Annotated in this window: 16 protein-coding genes; 10 read left to right on the forward strand and 6 right to left on the reverse strand. The window is 69.4% G+C overall.

The features are described 5' to 3' along the window. Positions 1–290: 290 nt before the first annotated feature. Positions 291–1070, reverse strand: coding sequence for a LytR/AlgR family response regulator transcription factor (locus FZO89_RS00715; protein WP_149101469.1), 780 nt, complete (start codon positions 1068–1070; stop codon positions 291–293). Then, on the reverse strand, positions 1067–2179 hold the full coding sequence (locus FZO89_RS00720) for a sensor histidine kinase (protein ID WP_149101470.1): 1113 nt from the start codon (positions 2177–2179) through the stop codon (positions 1067–1069). The genes FZO89_RS00715 and FZO89_RS00720 overlap by 4 nt, the downstream gene beginning before the upstream one ends. A 208-nt stretch (positions 2180–2387) precedes the next feature. On the opposite strand from FZO89_RS00720, the gene FZO89_RS00725 reads away from it, so the two are divergent. Next, positions 2388–2753, forward strand: coding sequence for a hypothetical protein (locus FZO89_RS00725; RefSeq protein WP_149101471.1), 366 nt, complete (start codon positions 2388–2390; stop codon positions 2751–2753). Positions 2754–2825: 72 nt separating this feature from the next. On the opposite strand, the gene FZO89_RS00730 is transcribed toward FZO89_RS00725, so the two are convergent. Next, positions 2826–4301, reverse strand: coding sequence for a beta-N-acetylhexosaminidase (locus FZO89_RS00730; RefSeq protein ID WP_187470989.1), 1476 nt, complete (start codon positions 4299–4301; stop codon positions 2826–2828). Positions 4302–4723: 422 nt separating this feature from the next. On the opposite strand from FZO89_RS00730, the gene FZO89_RS19030 reads away from it, so the two are divergent. Beyond that, positions 4724–4852 carry a CGNR zinc finger domain-containing protein gene (locus FZO89_RS19030; RefSeq protein ID WP_425480450.1) on the forward strand — a complete coding sequence of 43 codons (129 nt, stop codon included), beginning with the start codon at positions 4724–4726 and terminating at the stop codon, positions 4850–4852. Positions 4853–4946: 94 nt separating this feature from the next. Here FZO89_RS19030 and FZO89_RS00740 read toward each other — a convergent pair whose 3' ends face one another. Next, positions 4947–5825: an acyltransferase gene (locus tag FZO89_RS00740; RefSeq protein ID WP_149101473.1), complete on the reverse strand. Its 879-nt coding sequence runs from the start codon at positions 5823–5825 to the stop codon at positions 4947–4949. A gap of 135 nt (positions 5826–5960) precedes the next feature. Between FZO89_RS00740 and FZO89_RS00745 the strand changes: the two genes are divergently transcribed. Together FZO89_RS00745 and FZO89_RS00750 are read left to right on the forward strand one after the other, a co-directional pair. After that, entirely contained in the window at positions 5961–6623 is a 663-nt protein-coding gene (locus FZO89_RS00745) for an NAD-dependent epimerase/dehydratase family protein (protein ID WP_149101474.1), read from the forward strand. 327 nt (positions 6624–6950) lie between these two features. Further along, entirely contained in the window at positions 6951–7337 is a 387-nt protein-coding gene (locus FZO89_RS00750) for a hypothetical protein (RefSeq protein WP_149101475.1), read from the forward strand. Positions 7338–7505: 168 nt separating this feature from the next. On the opposite strand, the gene FZO89_RS00755 is transcribed toward FZO89_RS00750, so the two are convergent. Next, on the reverse strand, positions 7506–8237 hold the full coding sequence (locus FZO89_RS00755) for a hypothetical protein (RefSeq protein ID WP_149101476.1): 732 nt from the start codon (positions 8235–8237) through the stop codon (positions 7506–7508). On the opposite strand from FZO89_RS00755, the gene FZO89_RS18610 reads away from it, so the two are divergent. The 3 genes from FZO89_RS18610 to FZO89_RS00770 all read left to right on the forward strand — a co-directional run bounded on the left by FZO89_RS18610 (position 8236) and on the right by FZO89_RS00770 (position 10053). Then, complete coding sequence (locus tag FZO89_RS18610) at positions 8236–8913, forward strand: DoxX family protein (RefSeq protein WP_222928064.1); 678 nt, start codon at positions 8236–8238, stop codon at positions 8911–8913. The two genes, FZO89_RS00755 and FZO89_RS18610, sit on opposite strands and share 2 nt — an antisense overlap. Before the next feature lie 217 nt (positions 8914–9130). Beyond that, complete coding sequence (locus tag FZO89_RS00765) at positions 9131–9577, forward strand: VOC family protein (protein ID WP_149101477.1); 447 nt, start codon at positions 9131–9133, stop codon at positions 9575–9577. An 83-nt stretch (positions 9578–9660) separates the two neighbouring features. After that, complete coding sequence (locus tag FZO89_RS00770; RefSeq protein WP_262378463.1) at positions 9661–10053, forward strand: DUF1801 domain-containing protein; 393 nt, start codon at positions 9661–9663, stop codon at positions 10051–10053. A 166-nt stretch (positions 10054–10219) separates the two neighbouring features. On the opposite strand, the gene FZO89_RS00775 is transcribed toward FZO89_RS00770, so the two are convergent. Further along, the gene (locus FZO89_RS00775; protein WP_149101478.1) at positions 10220–11203 is read right to left on the reverse strand and encodes a zinc-dependent alcohol dehydrogenase family protein; all 984 of its coding nucleotides are present in this window, start codon (positions 11201–11203) and stop codon (positions 10220–10222) included. 204 nt (positions 11204–11407) lie between these two features. On the opposite strand from FZO89_RS00775, the gene FZO89_RS00780 reads away from it, so the two are divergent. The 3 genes from FZO89_RS00780 (at position 11408) to FZO89_RS00790 (ending at position 15035) form a co-directional block, all read left to right on the forward strand. Then, a complete protein-coding gene (locus FZO89_RS00780; RefSeq protein ID WP_149101479.1) occupies positions 11408–12340 on the forward strand; it encodes a LysR family transcriptional regulator in 933 nt (310 codons plus the stop codon). Positions 12341–12490: 150 nt separating this feature from the next. After that, on the forward strand, positions 12491–13336 hold the full coding sequence (locus FZO89_RS00785; protein ID WP_149101480.1) for a hypothetical protein: 846 nt from the start codon (positions 12491–12493) through the stop codon (positions 13334–13336). A gap of 379 nt (positions 13337–13715) precedes the next feature. Further along, positions 13716–15035 (forward strand): Xaa-Pro dipeptidase, encoded by a 1320-nt coding sequence (locus FZO89_RS00790; protein WP_149101481.1) that lies wholly within the window; start codon positions 13716–13718, stop codon positions 15033–15035. Positions 15036–15092: the final 57 nt, after the last annotated feature.

A 15092-nucleotide genomic window follows, 5' to 3' on the forward strand; every position in this document is an offset into this window, starting at 1 on the left:
TGCTCTCACCGCTCGGCCCGGTGTTGCATGGCCTCCGCGTTTCCATCGGGCCGGCCCTATGCCGCAGAAGCGTCGCGCGGCCCGGAAAGGCGCAGACGCGGACAAGGGCGGCACGTGCGCCCAGTCGGATCCCGCCCTGTCTGCAGGACATCCCGCATCACCCGGCCGGCACGGTCCATCGCCTGCCCGCCGAGTGGCAGTTGATCACGGCTTGCAATCCCATGCCGCCCCGGTGCGGCCGCCTTTGCTGCTAGGCCCGGACTGCCCGCTCTCCGTGACCGGCCGGGATCTCAACCCTCGTGCCGCAGGGTCGCCAGCCGCAGGAACGTCTCGTGCTGGTAGCGGCTCATGCGCAACTGCTGCCCGTTGTCCATCGTTACCACGTGGTGGCCGTTGAACCAGGGGTCGATCGCGCGGATCCGGTCGATGTTGACGATCGCCGAACGGTGCACCCGCGCGAACCGGGCCGGATCCAGGCGCGTGGCCAGCGTCGCCATGGTCTCGCGCAGTTCGTGCACCTTGCCGCGGGCGTGGAGCTGCACGACATTGCGGTTGGCGCGGATCCAGACGATGTCCTCCACGTCGAGCAGCAACACGCGCTCGTCCTCGCGCACCGGGATGCGGCGCAGGTACCGGTCGCGCTGGCGCAGGTCCTGCAGCGCCTGCGCGATGCGCGCGGCCTGGTCTGCGTCGTTGCCCCGCGCCGCGGACAGCCGGGCCTTCACCCGTCGCAATGCGTCGGCGAACCGCTCGCGTGCGAACGGCTTGACCAGGTAGTCCACCGCATTGGCATCGAACGCGCGCACTGCGAACTGCTCGTAGGCGGTGACGAACACGGTGGCCGGCATCCGCGCGGCGCCGATGGTCGCCACCACATCGAGTCCGGTGATGGCGGGCATCTGGATGTCGAGGAACACCAGGTCCGGCGACCCGCTCCGGATCGCCTCGACCGCGGACACGCCATCGCCGCATTCGCCCGCCAGCTCGATGTCGGTGTCCTCGCGCAGCAGGCGCACGATCGCGTGCCGCGCGATCGGCTCGTCGTCCACCACCAGGGCGGAGATCTTCATGCCGGCGCCACTTCCGGCGCGTCCTGCGGATCGTCGAGCGGGCGGAACGGCAGGCGGATGCGGCAGGCCACGCCCTGCGGCCAGGTCGTGTCCAGGCGCACGTGCGCCGCGTCGCCATAGAGCTCCCGCAAACGCAGGCGCGTGTTCGACAGGCCGATGCCACGTCCTGAAGGCGAATCGCCCTTGCCTTCGAGCGAGCTGTTGCGGTTGCGCACCTCCAGGCAGAGGCTGTCGCCCTCGCGCCGGCTCTCGATCTCGATGCAATCCGCGCCGATGCGTTCTCCGATGCCGTGGCGGATGGCGTTCTCGACGAGCGGCTGCAGGATCAGGCTGGGCACCGCGCATTCCATCGTGTCTGGCGCGATGTAGATCCGCGTGGTCAGGCGGTCCTTGAAGCGCACCCGCTGGATGCCGAGATACAGGTCCAGCAGCACCAGTTCCTGGCGCAGGCTCACCTCCTGCCCGTCGTAATCCTCGAGGAACGCGCGCAGCAGATCGCTCAGTCGCAGCAGCATGTCCTCCGCCGACGTCACGTCCTCGGACAGCAGCGTGGAGATCGCGTGGAGCGTGTTGAACAGGAAGTGCGGCTGCAACTGGGTGCGCAGCACCCGCAGGCGCGACTGCGCCAGTTCCGCTGCCAGGCGGCTCGCCTCCAGCTCGCGCCGGCTCTGCTCGGCGCGGAAATGCAGCGCCTGCCGGATCGCCAGCAGCGCCCAGTACGTCAGCATGCCGGTGGCAGCGTGCTTGCTTGCAAACTGGCGGAACTGTTCCCCGAACCCGCTGGGTTCGAACCAGGTGGACGCCAGCGCGCCCATCACCAGCGCCAGCACCGTCACCCCGATGCTCGCGGCGGCGTGCGTCGCCAGCGCCCGCAGTCGCCCTGGCCCCTGGATCGGATGCCGCCCGGCGATCCGGAACACGAGCGGCGCGAGCGCGGCCCAAGGCAGCCACTGGATCAGCGCCCAGCGCAGGTAGGTCGGCGGCGGCCAGAGGTTGCCGGCGAGCGCATCGTGCACGACGCCCTGCACGGCGAACACGAACGCCACCAGGGTCCACAGGCCGAGGTAACGATACAGGCCGATTTCGCTAGTGCCGAGCCGGACCTTCATCGCGCGCCTGCCGTGGGGAACGCCCGCATCGTATGCGTATCGCCGCACCCCGCAAAGCGTCGCGGCACGTCCGCTACGACTCGCGCGCCCGCCACGACGATTCGTCCCGAACCGCTATCCCGGAGGCCCGCGACCGCGCCTGATGCGGGTGCCGGCGCACACGCGCTCGACCGTTCGCGCCCGCCCGACCCGCATCCGGAGAAGCACCATGCCGTTCAAGCACGCCATCGCCCTGGCCGCCCTGCTCGTTGCCTCCGCCGCCGAGGCGAACGCCGGGCGCGGCAGCGGCCATTACTTTTCGCTGTTCAACGCCACCCACGACAGCGTGACCGCGTTGTCCGTTGCCCGCTCGGGCGACGGCGACTTCCGCCCGGTCGACATCGGCGCGCCGCTGCGCGGCGGCAATACCGCGACCACCATCTGGCTGGACACCGCCGACGGCGGCTGCCGGCAGGACCTGCGCGTCGAGTTCCACGATGGTCGTACCCTGCTCTACCGCGACATCGACGTGTGCCGCAACCGCCAGCTACGCCTGAGGCCACAGGACGGCCGCGCCGGAGACGATGTCCGATAGCGGCACCGGCGCAGCGGCCGGAGCGTCACGAATCCGGTGGCGTCACGTTCCCGACGGGAAACCTCATCGCCTTCAGCGAGGCGCATCCCAGCCCAGGTCGGGTTCGGGGTGATAGCGGATCCCCATCGCGTCCAGGTGCGGCCGCAAGGCGCCCATGCGCTGGCGGAATCCGTGGTAGCCGCGTTGCCCGGCCGGGCTCCACGCCACTTCCGCGGTCGCGGCGAGACGCGGCCACAGCCGGTTGTCCGCGGCTGCATCGGTGTGCACCAGTTCCGTCCACAACGCGGCCTCGATACCGATCGCGGTCCTGAACGGGGCCGGGTCGAAAGCGTAGAGCCGCGCCAGCGGCACGCCCTCCTTGCGGCACCAGTCGTAGGTCTCGGGCTGGCCCGCGTAGTTGCCGTGATCGATGTAGAGATACGAGCAGGGCGAGAGGATCAGCGGGTGTCCTTCCTCGACCGCCGCGGCGATGTCGTAGCGGTCGTTCCACAGTTGCAGCACGACGTCGGTATCGGTATCGGCCACCGAGCCTTCCTCCCAGACGATGGCGGTGCGCCCCATCGCGTCCACCATCGCCGCCGCCCGGGCGACGAAGTCCGCATACAGCGGATGCTTGATCTCGTCGCCACCGATATGGATCTCCTGCGAGGGAAAGATCGCCATCACTTCCTCCAGCACATGGCGGACGAAGGGATACACCACGTCGGGCTTGTCCAGGCACAGGACGCTGAAGCCCACCTCCCGGCCCGAGTACGGCGACAGGTTCTCCACGTCGTCGCAGGCCAGTTCGTTGTACGACGCCAGCGCGGCCTGCACATGGCCCGGCACGTCGATCTCCGGGACGATGGTGATGCCGCGCGCCTGCGCGTAGGCCACCAGGTGCTTCAACTGCGCTTGTGTGTAATGGCCGCTGCGCCCGCCCTCGACCGCGCTGGCGCCACCGATCTGCGTCAGTTTCGGATAGCGCATGATCTCGATGCGCCAGCCCTGGTCGTCGGTCAGGTGCAGGTGCAGCCGATTCAGTTTGAAGAAGGCCATCCGGTCGATGGTCTTCTCCAGGTACGCCACCGACAGGAAGCTCCTGGCCACGTCCAGCGAGAGGCCGCGCCAGCGATACGCCGGCGCGTCGGCGATCACGATCCGCGGCAGGCGGTAGCGGGGCTGCGCTTGCGCCGGCAGCAGTTGTCGCAGGCTCTGCACAGCGTGCAGCAGGCCGGTATCGGTGCGGGCGCTCAGTTGGACGTCGTCGGCGACCACCAGTCGATAGCCTTCCTCGCCCGGGGCCGCGTCGTCCGACAGTCGCAACCCGATGCGCGTCGTCGCCGCATCGTCGGTGGCGATGCCCAGTCCCGCCAGCACTTCCTCCAGCGCGCGCCGCGCATTGGGCGCAGCCGCATCCACCTCCAGTCTCACCGGGCCCTGCAGCGGGAGCTCGCCAGGCTGGATCTCCATCGACTGCGGCGCAGGCACCAGGTTCAACGCCACCTCGGCGGGACGCGACGCGGCGGTGGATTGCGAGGTGCTGCAACCGATGGCTGCAGCGCTCAAGAGGCAGAAAAGCGTGGCCCCGAACCTGGCTGGAAGTTTCATCTCGACGCGTCATCCATGCGGAACGGGACCGGCATCACGGCCATGCGGCGGGCACGCGATCGCGTGCGACGGACGGGAAGTCTACCCTGCCGCCTGCGCGCGGCGGCGTCGTTCCGGCCTCGACCTCGTGCCACCGCGATGCCCGCAAGCGACGCCGGCGAAGGCTTCGATGGCCGTCATCGACGACCACAGGCTGAGCGTGACGATCTGCGACCGGTCCGCGTCGAGGTCCCTTTGCGCGATCGCCACGCCGAGACTGCCGGGCGTCCGCGCATGTTCGACCAGGCCCGTGCCGCGCACGTACCCGGCATACGTGTCACGCGACGGTCCGCGCTCTGCGCGCTGGAGCAGTTGCGGACCTTCGAGGACCGTCTGAAACGCTGCCGCGTCTAAGCCGGTGCGGCTGGCTGTTCCTGGACACCAGCAGGAACGATCGCCGGCAATGGTGTGCGATGGACACCTGCGGAGCGGCCAGCAAGATGGCGCGTTACCGGGCCCGGAAGGCCTGAGCGGACGCGGATCGCCGGGGTCCGTCGACCAGGCTCGATCCGCCTGCCCTTCGCGGCAGTCTCTGCCCGGCCCTCCGGCCCTGCCCTTCCCGCCTCAGCCTCCCAGCAGACGCGCCAGGTCCGCATCCTTCTCCTGCCACAAGCCGTTCATCCATTGCTGGAAGCGGATGCGGAAGGCGCGGTCGTTCTGGTAGTCGCCTTGCAGCAGGTCGGCGGGGATCGGGCGCTGGCGCACATGCACGTGCACGGCGGGAATACGGTTCGCCAGCAGGTCCACCATCGTCGGCCGTCCGTCCGGATAGGCGATGGTGACGTCGAGGATCGCGTGCAGGCCTTCGCCCATCGCGTCGAGCACGAATGCCACGCCGCCCGACTTGGGCTTGAGCAGGTGCCGGTACGGTGCGCCCTGCCTGGCGTGCTTGGCCGGGGTGAACCGCGTGCCCTCGACGAAGTTCATGATCGCCACCGGGATCTCGCGGAACTTCTCGCAGGCACGGCGGGTGGTTTCGATGTCGCGCCTGGCAAGCTCGGGTCGGCGCGCGACCTGCTTCGGCGTATGGCGGCCCATGAACGGAAAGTCCAGCGCCCACCACGCCAGCCCCAGCAGCGGCACCCAGATCAGCTGCCGCTTGAGGAAGAAGCGCAGCAGCGGGATCCGCCGGTTGAACACCTTCTGCAATACCACGATATCCACCCAGCTCTGGTGGTTGGCCAGCACGAGGTAGTGACCGTCGGCCTGCAGCGCCGCGTCCTCCTCCACGACGATGCGCGTGCGCAGGAAGCGGTCCGCCATCCAGCCGTTCGCCCCGATCCAGCTTTCCGCAAGGCCTGTGAGCACGGTATTGCTGGCCTTGCGCAGGCGGTCGAACGGCAACGCGGCCTTGACCAGCGCCACCAGCAGCAGCGGCACGACGTGCAGCACGGTGTTGGCCGCAAGCGCCAGGAAGATCAGCGTCACACGCAGTGGGAGCATGGGCAAGCGGAAGCCGCGGCGGGATGCCCATTGTCGCGGAAATCGGGGCCGGATCCTCGTCGTCCCGCTCGGGCTTCGCAGTCTCCACACCGGCAGGTGGCTAGACTCGAATCCCCCGCTCCGATCGAGGCTCGCATGCGCATCCTGATGACTGGCGCGACCGGACTGGTCGGACAGGGCGTGCTGCTGGAGGCGCTGGCGGATCCGGAGGTGTCGAAAGTCGCGGTGCTCGGCCGCCGCGCGCTCGCGCACCCCGATCCGCGCGTGGAAGACCTGGTGGTGGAGCGGTTCGACGAGCTGACCCGCGTGCGTGAGCGCCTCGCGCCGTTCGATGCCTGCTTCTACTGCGCGGGCGCGCCGCCGCTGGGCACGCCGGAGGACACCTACCGGCACGTCACCCTCGAACTCACCCTGCACGTGGCCCGCGCATTCGCCGAGCGCAATCCCGGCGCGCGCCTGCTCTACATCTCCGGCGCCCGTTCCGACCCCGACAGCCGCCTCATGCCCCTGCGCGTCAAGGGCGAGACCGAAGCCGCCCTGCGCGCCCTGCCCGTCACCACCGTGATGCTGCGCCCCGGCGGCATCGCGCCCGCCCACGACGAACGCAGCCCGCACGCCTGGATGCGGCCCTTCTATACCGTTGCCGGGCCCGCGATGGGGCTGGGCGTGCGGCTGATGCCGGGGGTGATGACCAGTACCGCCCATGTCGGCCGCGCGATGCTGGCGCTCGCGGCCATGTCCCAGCCGCCATCGGTACTGGAGAACGACGGGATCAATCGCCTGAGCCGAACACCCTGACTTGAAGCGGGGTCGCTACGGACCGGCCGCCTGGTCGACCTCGTGCCGTTGCGTCTTTCTCGAGTCCGGCGCCGGGATCCGACCTGCGCCCTGCCAGCCGCACGCGCCGGGTCCGCCCATCCGTCGGCACCAGACGGCGGACGCAGCCTCCCGGACATCCTCGGCAATGGTTCCCGACACGTATGGCAAACCCCATGTTGCAGCACCTCGAGTGCATCGAATCCGTATCGAAACTCCAGCTGCCCTACATGGATGACAGGGCGTCCCCGGCCTTCAATCGGCTCCGTGGCATCGGCCACCCACGAGACCCGCCAAGGAGGTCACCCCATGCTCGCCCAGAATCCGCTTCCACGATCGCCCGCAACCGCACTGTGCCTGTGTGCCCTGCTGCTCGCGGCCAGCCTTCCCGCCTTCGCGCAGACCCCATGGGATGCGCAGGACCAGACCGACATGTGGCGAAGGCTGCAGGCACAGGGGATGGTCAGGCCACCGGAATCCGCACGCACCGAAGCCGCGACACAGGGCGAGCCATCGGCGATGGCCCGCTTCCACGAGGCCGGACGCGACGGCGCGACGGGCGCCGATCCTCGACGCCGCTCCGGCCAACGACGCCCCCTGCGGACACCGCTGGCGCCCGAGGCCCGGGCGCTGCCCCACGCCGGGGCGACGACCGATGTCGAGACCCCGTCCACACCCGCACAGCCCTGCACGTGAACTCCAGCTTCGGCTCTGCAGAACGCGATGACCTCCTGCGCGCTGGAGCCCCTGCCCGCGCGCGAAGGCAGGATGGGCCCGGTTGCGTGGCATGCTCCACGCGGTATCTGCCGGAGCGCGGGCATGCCCGTCGCCTTCCTCGCGGATCGGCCCGGCCCGCGCAATGGCTCACTCGCGCGGAAACGGCGTGACCCGGCTGATCTCGCAGCCATGCGCGAACGCGCCGGTACGGGGACTTCCCATCCGGGCGAAGCCTCCCGACGCCTCGTCGACCAGCACCACCTTGTCGCCCGGATACCCGCACACGGCCGCACCGCCGTTCCTCGACATCAGCCTGATCGAACGGACGCTTGCCAGGTCCGGGCACCTGTTCTCCGTCTCCACCCGGTAATACCGATGTCCTGCGTGGCGCCATGGCGGGACCTCCACCACCAGCCCGTCGCCGTCCTCGCGCCAGCCGCGCACGAAGCGCGCGTCGACACAGTAGTCGGTGGTGCCGCCGATCTCCCGCCAGTGGCGTCCCTGCACCTCGACACGATCCAGCGTCACGTCCGCCTGCGCGCGCGCATGCCGCCTGCGCGAGGCGTCCGCCAGTTCCGCGGCCGACAGCGCACGCATCCGGACCACCTGGCAGGTGGTGCCACCGCCACGCACCCACACGCGGCCGTCCGGACATGCCCAGCCGTCGGGTGCCAGCGTCTCCAGATCCACGCCTTCGGCGAACACCGGGCAGGCCGTGTCCAGTTCCAGGCGCGCACCGGCCTGCCCGCTGGCGCGGATCACAAGCGCGCGCTCGCCGATGCGCCAGCCGCCGCCGGGATCGTGCAGATCGATGCAGCCGGCAGCGGGCGGCTCACGCGCCACCGAAAGCTGCGACCACGTCAGCAGCCAGGCGCACATGGCCGTGGCGATCCATCGCATTGCACCCTGTCCCGCCAACTTCGTCGTTCCTCGAAGAAAGGAAGAGATCAGCCCGATGCCGAGGGTACGGCACAACGGCGGACCCGGCCACGAGCCGCGCGAACCCGCCCGCTGGCGGCCGGGGACCGGCCCCGACGGCGCGCAGGCTCGACGGGGCCGATCCGGCTTTCCTGTCGGGCGGATTGCCACATGTCGAAAAGCGGACGCGACGTTCGTCGTCCAGGCGAATCCCGGCCAATCCATGCGAGGCACTGCCGTGAACAACTCCACGATGCTCTGGACCGGCCGCGTCATGACCGGCCTCTTTGCGCTTTTCATGCTCGGAGCGTCGATCGCGCCCAAGCTGCTCGGCATGCCGGTGGCCGAGGAAACGCTGGCGCAGCTCGGCTGGCCTGCGGGCTATGCCCTGACGATCGGCCTGATCGAGTTGGCGTGCCTGGCGCTGTACCTGATCCCGCGAACCAGCGTGCTCGGTGCGGTGCTCATGATGAGCCTGCTCGGCGGCGCGATGGCCACTCAGGTGAGGGCGGAAAGCCCGCTGTTCAGCCATATCCTTTTCAGTGCGTATCTCGGGCTGTTCATGTGGGGTGGCCTGTGGCTGCGCGACCCCAGGCTCCGGCAACTGTTTCCCGCCATCCGCGAGACCGCACGATGACGGCGAAAGAGGCCCGCTTCGTCGAATCCCCGCCCCACAGACGCTACGGAACTGGACGTTGTCGTTTGTCCGCTCCTTCATCCGTCGAAGGGGCGAGCGCACATGGCGTTTCGAAACGCGGGTTTCCATGGCGAGCGCTGTCCCGGCATGCGCGTGGCCAGTTCCACCGGAACCCGTCGCCAGCTCCATCCACCCGACCCACCAGCAAGGAGAAGACATGAAGATCGTGACCAGCCTGAGCTTCCAGGGACAATGCCGTGAAGCGTTCGAGTTCTACGCGCGCGTACTGGGCGGCAAGATCACCGCGGCCTTCCCCTACGCCGACGCGCCGCCGGACATGCCGGTCACCAACGAGAAGTACAAGAACTGGCTCATGCACTGCTGGCTCGACATCGGCGACCAGTCGCTGATGGGCGCCGACATGGACGTCGACTGGGCGCCCAACGTCGACAAGCCCAAGAACGGTTTCGACGTGTCCCTGCACACCGACGACATCGACCAGGCCAGGCGCTGGTTCGAGCAGCTGTCCGAAGGCGGCAGGCAGGTGATGGCGTTCGAGGAGACCTTCTGGTCGCCCGGCTTCGGTTCGCTGGTCGACCGCTTCGGGGTGCCGTGGATGGTCAACACCGTGCCCGCGGCGGACTGGAAGCCGGCGAAGGGCTGAGGTTCGGAAATCGGCCGCATCGACGGCCTCGACGCGCGCGGGTCTATCATCGGCGGCGAGGAAGATGGACCAGGAGGCGAAGCATGAAGACGCCTGGAAAGGCCGCGAACCGCAAGCCACCGGAGCCTTCGAGCGACCACGCCGGGATCGCGCAATGGCTGCAGGGCACGATGCCTGGCCTGCAGCCCGTCGTCGCCCACCTCGATGGCCTGATCCGCAAGACCATCCCCGGCCTGCAGTACGCAGTGAAGTGGAAGAAGGCGTACTACGGGCTGCCGCGGCACGGCTGGCTCATCGAAATGGTGGCCTACGATGTCTCGGTGAACCTCGTGTTCTTCGCCGGCGCGAAGTTCGAGCCCGAACCGCCCCTGGGGGAAGGCTCGCGCTACGTCAAGATCCGGTCGTTGGAGGAAGCCCGCGCACCGGAGGTGCGCACCTGGATCGAACAGGCGGCCAGGCACGCGGGATGGCGTTGAACTCACGCCGTCCCGCACCCTCGTAGCCCGGATAAGCGAAGCGCATCCGGGGATGCCGGTTGGACCGGATACACCACTCGTCCCGGATGCGCTTCGCTTATCCGGGCTACGGGCCGGCATGTGTGCCGTCGGTTGTCTTCGAGCAGCAGCAACGCCAGCCCGTGGATCACTGCGCACCCGCCACGTCGATGGCCACCTTGCCGCGCAGGGAATGCCGGGCGCTGTTCTCCAGCAGGTCATGGGCATCGCCCATGCGCGCCAGCGGCAGCACCGCGCCGATCACCGGCTTCACCTGCCCGCGTTCCACCAGGCGGGTGAGCGCGTCCAGCTTGCCGCGGTTCTGGCGGGTGAAGACGAAATGGTAGGCCGCGTTCTTTCCCCATGCCTCCACCAGGTTCTGCGGCGTGGGAATGTCCACCAGGCTGACCACGCGGCCGCCATCGGCCAGCGCCAGCGGGCTGCGTGCCAGCGTATCGCCGCCGATGGTGTCGAACACGACGTCCGCGCCCTGCCCCCGGGTGATCTCCGCCACCGCGTCCACGTAGTCGACCGCGGTGTAGTCGATCGCTTCATCCGCGCCCAGTTCGCGCACGAAGGCGTGGTGTTCCGCGCGCGCGGTCGTGATCACGCGGGCGCCCATGGCCCTGGCCACCTGGATGGCGAGCGTGCCCACGCCACCGGCGCCGCCGTGGATGAGGATCGTTTCGCCCACGGCCAGCTGGGCTCGGGTGACGAAGGACTCCCACACCGTGCCGCCAGCCAGGGTGAGGCTGGCCGCTTCCAGGTGGCTGATGTTGTCGGGCTTGCGGCCCACCAGATCCACGTCGGCCACGTGCTGTTCGGCATACGAACCCGGGCCGTCGAAGATCTTCGGGGTGTAGTACACGGCGTCGCCCGGGCGGAATCCGGTGACGTCCGAGCCGATCTCCTCGATGACGCCGGAGATGTCGTGCCCGATGATCGCCGGCAGCGGCACGTGCTCGGCATAGTCGCCACGGCGGATCTGGTAGTCGAGCGGATTGACCGCGGTGGCATGCACCCGCACCCGCACCTGGCGCGGGCCGACGGCCGGCACAGGCACATCGCGCAGTTCGAACGCGTCGCCTCCGCCGAAGCGGGTCAGCACCATGGCTTTCATCGTCTGGCTCATGGGAGGGTTCCTTGTCGTCGGTGCCACGTCGGTGGCGGTGCGTCATGCTCGCGCGACGATGCCGCGCCGGTAACCAGCGCGTGCCTGAATCAGCTTCAAGCGCGGCTTGAAGCTGCGCCCCTGCACAGTTGTTGGCGCCACAGTGGCGATGATTCGGCGATCATGTACGCGGACCCACCTGCCATCTCCCGGCTGGAGGACGCGATGGATTTCAATGACCTGACCCTGTTCGTCCGCGTCGCCCGGCTCGGCAGCATCAGTGCGGCCGCGCGCGATCTCGACATCACGCCAGCCGCGGCAAGCGCGCGCCTGGCCTCGTTCGAAAAAGGACTGGGTGCCCGGCTCGTGCACCGGACCACCCGACGCGCAACGCTGACCGAAGACGGCAGCGCCCTGCTGCCGCATGCCGAGCATCTGCTGGAGGCCGCCGCCACCGCCCGCGCCGTGCTGGGCCGGGAACAGCTGTCTCCGCGCGGCGTGCTGCGGGTGGCCGCGCCGTCCTCGTTCGCACGCCTGCACATCGTGCCGGCGCTGCCCGCGTTCATGGCGCGCTACCCGGATCTGCGGCTGGACCTGCGCATCTCCGACAGCGTGGTGGACCTGGTCGAAGGCGCGTTCGACGTGGCGGTGCGCTATGCCGATCTTGCGGACTCGTCGTTCGTGGCCAGGCGGCTGGCGCCCGACCGCCGGGTGCTGGTGGCCTCCCCCGGCTACCTCGCCCGGCACGGTGAACCGGCCTCCCCCGACGATCTTGATCGGCATGCCTGCCTGGTGGTCGGCACCCTCGACGTGTGGACGTTCCGGGACCCTTACGGTGAAGTCGTGGCCAGGCGCGTGACGCCCGTGCTGCGCATCAACGACGGCACCGCGGTGCGCGATGCCGCCGCCGCGGGCCTGGGCATCGCCCTGATGGCGACCTGGGCGGCCGCCGACGCGCTGCGCGGCGGCACGCTGGTACCGGTGCTGCGGGACCATCCGCTGGTGTCCACCCAGACCCTGTGGGCGCTCTACCCCAGCGCCCGCGAACTCGCCCCCAAGGTGCGCGTGTTCATCGACTGGCTGGTGGAGCAGTTCGGTCCGGAACCGCCGTGGGACCGCGATCTTCCGGTGCAGGCCCACCCCCGCTCGATCCCGTAGCCCGGATAAGCGAAGCGCATCCGGGGCGCACGGTTGATCGGGGACATGCCGCGAGCCCCGGATGCGCTTCGCTTATCCCCGGATGCGCTTCGCTTATCCGGGCTACGGCCGGCTATCCTGCGCGACACCTCAGCAGGGAGATCCATCGACATGCCGTTGCAGTTGCAGATCGAGTCGCGTAGCGGAGATGCCGCCCCCACGACCGTCGCCATCCCGCTTGCCGACGAGCCCGGCTTCCCATCGGATGTCTCCGAGGCGCTGTGCATGCAGGCGCTGGAATGCCTGCACGCCTCGCTGGAACGGGCGAAGCAGGCATCGGACGACGACGGGGTGTCTTCATTCGCCTTCCAGCTCCGGTCCGTGGACGGCGACGGCAACCTGGTGGCGGCCTGGTCGGAATACGAGTTCTGCGAACATGCCGCCCGGTTCGCGTCCCTGCACCCGGCCCTGCATGCCTACGCCGTCGCAACGGCGGATGGAGCGCACGACGACCGGATGTGGGCGGATTCGGAGACGCCTGCCGGAACGACGGCCATGCTGGCGCTGCTGAAGCGCGATCGCGCATGGATCCCGGCCTACGTGGATTTCCTGCGCAGCTGCGACCTGGACCACGAGGTGGACCAGTGGGGCGACATGGACGAGGTGGTCGAGCGCTATGGCTGGCAGCCCGACACCTGTGCGCTGGCCGCCGCGCGCCTGGCGAGCTGCCATGGCCAGCACGGAGAGGAACAGTTTTCCGGCTGGCTGGACGCCGGCTTGCGCGAGTACCTGGACACGGGCGAGGGACGCGCCGGGTTCCTGGCCGCAGCGAAGGCGGAGTTCGACGCCGACGGCCCGCAGATGCGCCGGAATCTCGAGATGTCGCGCGAGGCCTTCTGCGACGATGCCGACTTCTGGGTGGACTTCTTCGCCGCGGCCCTGGACGAGGACGAGGTGGAAGCGCTGCGGCAGCACGCGCACGGCCGTTGGGATCGAGCCCGCGCGTCAGCCGCGTGAAAGTAGCCCGGATAAGCGAAGCGCATCCGGGGTGCGCGATGTCTCCGGCCTGGCCGGAATCCCCGGATGCGCTTCGCTTATCCGGGCTACGTTGCTCGCTTCGGGCAGAAGAAGTCGATTCTGGTCCGCACTTCCCGTAGCGCGATGCCTCCGGCCTGACCGGGATCCCCGGATGCGCTTCGCTTATCCGGGCTACGCTGCCGCGGCTGCGCGCGCATGGGCGGCGGGATCGCGCGCGTGGCTTGGCTGGATCCGGTCACGACGGCAGGGGCCGCGCACTCCTGCCAGGCAAGACCGGGGACAATCGGCTGACGGTCGCGGAGACACCACCCGCGCTACCTCCTACACTCCGCCGTATCCACACACGGGAGCAGGCGGAATGGCAGTTGGGATTCGAATCGGCGGCTGGCTGCTCGCCCCGGCATTGATCGTGGGCGGCCTGGCCATGGCGGCGCCGCCGGAAGCCGCGACGGCAGGCGAAGGCGGCACGACGGTGCTGGTCACCGCCGCGCGGATGCTCGACGTACGCAGCGGGCAACTGGTGGAGTCGCCGGCGCTGCTGGTGCGCGATGGGCGCATCGTCGAGGTCGGCCGGGGCGCACCGGCCAGCGTGCCCGCGGGCACGCGCCATGTCGACCTGCCGGGCATGACCCTGGTGCCCGGCATGATCGACCTGCACACCCACCTCGACAGCGATCCCTCCTACGGCGGCTACACCGGCTACCAGTTCAACGACCGCTTCTGGTCGATGCTGGCGGTCAAGCATGCGCGCGACACGCTCGAGGCCGGCTTCACCACCGTGCGCAACCTGGGCTCGGATGCCTGGAACGACGTCGGCCTGGCCCAGGCCATCGACGAAGGCAAGATCCCCGGCCCGCGCGTGGTGGCGGCGGGCTACTCCTTCGGCGCCACCGGCGGGCACTGCGATTCGACCTTCTTTCCGCCTTCGTTCGAATCGCGCAACCCCTACAACGCCGACACGCCCGACGAGGTGCGCAAGCGCGTGCGCGAGCTGCGCAAGTACGGGGCGAAAGTGATCAAGGTCTGCGCCACCGGCGGCGTGTTCTCGCGCAACACCGAACCGGGCCAGCAGCAGATGAGCCTGGCCGAGATGACCGCCGCCGCGGAGGAAGCGCACCAGTGGGGCCTGAAGGTGGCCGCGCACGCGCATGGCGCCTCGGGCATCAAGGATGCGATCCGCGCCGGCATCGACACCATCGAGCACGCCAGCCTGATCGACGAGGAAGGCATCCGCCTGGCCCGGCAGCACGGCACCTGGCTGGTGTTCGACATCTACAACACCGATTACACCCAGGCCGAAGGCGCGAAGAACGGCGTGCTCGCGGACAACCTGCGCAAGGACCGCGAGGTGGCCGACATCCAGCGCGAAAACTTCCGCCGCGCCCACCAGGCCGGGGCGAAGATCGCCTATGGCACCGACACCGGCGTGTACCCCCACGGCCAGAACGGCCGCCAGCTGGCGATCATGGTCCGCTACGGCATGCGCCCGGTGGAGGCGATCCGCAGCGCCACGCTGCACGCGGCGCAGGCCCTGGGCCGCGACGACGTCGGGGTGCTGGAAGCCGGCCGCTGGGCCGACCTGGTCGCCGTACCCGGCGATCCCACCCAGGACGTGCGGTTGCTGGAGCAGATCCCGTTCGTGATGAAGGGCGGCGAAGTGGTGAAGGACGCGCGCTGAGCGGCTGCCCGCCACCGCACCGGTTGATCCCGTAGCCCGGATAAGCGAAGCGCATCC

The sequence above is a fragment of the Luteimonas viscosa genome, assembly GCF_008244685.1.
GTDB classification, from domain to species: domain Bacteria; phylum Pseudomonadota; class Gammaproteobacteria; order Xanthomonadales; family Xanthomonadaceae; genus Luteimonas; species Luteimonas viscosa.

Bases quoted from the DNA above. Each gene is read 5' to 3' on its own strand.
- FZO89_RS00745 (WP_149101474.1), top strand. From the start codon at position 5,961: ATGCGCATCCTGATGACTGGCGCGACCGGACTGGTCGGACAGGGCGTG.
- FZO89_RS00790 (WP_149101481.1), top strand. From the start codon at position 13,716: ATGGCAGTTGGGATTCGAATCGGCGGCTGGCTGCTCGCCCCGGCATTG.
- FZO89_RS00725 (WP_149101471.1), top strand. From the start codon at position 2,388: ATGCCGTTCAAGCACGCCATCGCCCTGGCCGCCCTGCTCGTTGCCTCC.
- FZO89_RS00775 (WP_149101478.1), bottom strand. From the start codon at position 11,203: ATGAGCCAGACGATGAAAGCCATGGTGCTGACCCGCTTCGGCGGAGGC.
- FZO89_RS00715 (WP_149101469.1), bottom strand. From the start codon at position 1,070: ATGAAGATCTCCGCCCTGGTGGTGGACGACGAGCCGATCGCGCGGCAC.
- FZO89_RS00720 (WP_149101470.1), bottom strand. From the start codon at position 2,179: ATGAAGGTCCGGCTCGGCACTAGCGAAATCGGCCTGTATCGTTACCTC.
- FZO89_RS00770 (WP_262378463.1), top strand. From the start codon at position 9,661: ATGAAGACGCCTGGAAAGGCCGCGAACCGCAAGCCACCGGAGCCTTCG.
- FZO89_RS00765 (WP_149101477.1), top strand. From the start codon at position 9,131: ATGAAGATCGTGACCAGCCTGAGCTTCCAGGGACAATGCCGTGAAGCG.
- FZO89_RS00755 (WP_149101476.1), bottom strand. From the start codon at position 8,237: ATGTGCGCCTGGCTGCTGACGTGGTCGCAGCTTTCGGTGGCGCGTGAG.
- FZO89_RS00740 (WP_149101473.1), bottom strand. From the start codon at position 5,825: ATGCTCCCACTGCGTGTGACGCTGATCTTCCTGGCGCTTGCGGCCAAC.
- FZO89_RS18610 (WP_222928064.1), top strand. From the start codon at position 8,236: ATGGCCGTGGCGATCCATCGCATTGCACCCTGTCCCGCCAACTTCGTC.
- FZO89_RS00750 (WP_149101475.1), top strand. From the start codon at position 6,951: ATGCTCGCCCAGAATCCGCTTCCACGATCGCCCGCAACCGCACTGTGC.
- FZO89_RS00785 (WP_149101480.1), top strand. From the start codon at position 12,491: ATGCCGTTGCAGTTGCAGATCGAGTCGCGTAGCGGAGATGCCGCCCCC.
- FZO89_RS00780 (WP_149101479.1), top strand. From the start codon at position 11,408: ATGGATTTCAATGACCTGACCCTGTTCGTCCGCGTCGCCCGGCTCGGC.